This is a genomic window from Leucobacter soli, from assembly GCF_042659205.1.
GTDB classification, from domain to species: Bacteria; Actinomycetota; Actinomycetes; order Actinomycetales; family Microbacteriaceae; genus Leucobacter; species Leucobacter soli.
The window spans coordinates 1-731 of sequence record NZ_JBHSRW010000458.1 but is presented as its reverse complement, the minus strand read 5'-3'; the positions used below and the strand labels follow the sequence as shown (position 1 = coordinate 731).

Annotated in this window: 1 pseudogene; it reads right to left on the bottom strand. The window is 74.1% G+C overall.

The features are described from left to right. Positions 1-731, bottom strand: a pseudogene (locus tag ACFPZL_RS13925) (PucR family transcriptional regulator); the annotation flags it as partial.

Sequence of the window (731 nt, the reverse complement as noted above, 5' to 3'; positions counted from 1 at the left end):
GCCGAGCTCCACGGCCGCCGGGCTGGTCTGGCCGTGGTGCGCCAACCACACGGCGAGGGCGCGCTCCACCGTGTCATCGATCCGCCGGTCGTGCTGCCGCACCGGTGCCAGCAGGCTCTCCGCCTGTTTGCGCGCCTCGGGGCTGTCGAGCAGCCGCAGCATGCCGCCGTGCAACGCCGGCCGGTAGGTCACGGGACCGTCCGTTCCGGTGCTCCGCGCACGCGCCAGCGCGATCTCCGCCTGTTCGAGCAGAGATCCGAGGTCGCCGAGCAATCCCCGCTCGCTCACACCCGCAGGCGTCCGATGCTCCGTGAGCGTGCGCCGCACCGCGTCGGCCTGGGAGGCTTCGCAGATCAGCTCCGCGCCGGCCCCGGCTTCGACTCCGGGCTCGAGACCGACTCCGAGCGGCGCGGTGAGGAGCCCGGGTCGGGTCGCGAGCGAGCGGAGGTCGTCGATCAGGCCTTGCCCGAGGGTATCGACGTCCTCGAGGCGCACGACGCTGATGCGCCCGCGAGGCAGCCTCGGCAGCACACCCGTCGCGACGCCCTCGGCCAGCTCGGTCTCGCCCGCGAGCAGCAGCCGCAGGACGGCGGATCGGAGGCTCGTCTCCGCCTCGCCCTGACCGGCGCGATGCTCGAGCTGCACGGTCACGAGCGCGGCGACCAGGCCGAGCAGGGTGCGCTCGGCGTGATCCTGCACCCCGGCGGGAGTGATCAGGGCGCCGAGCAGGC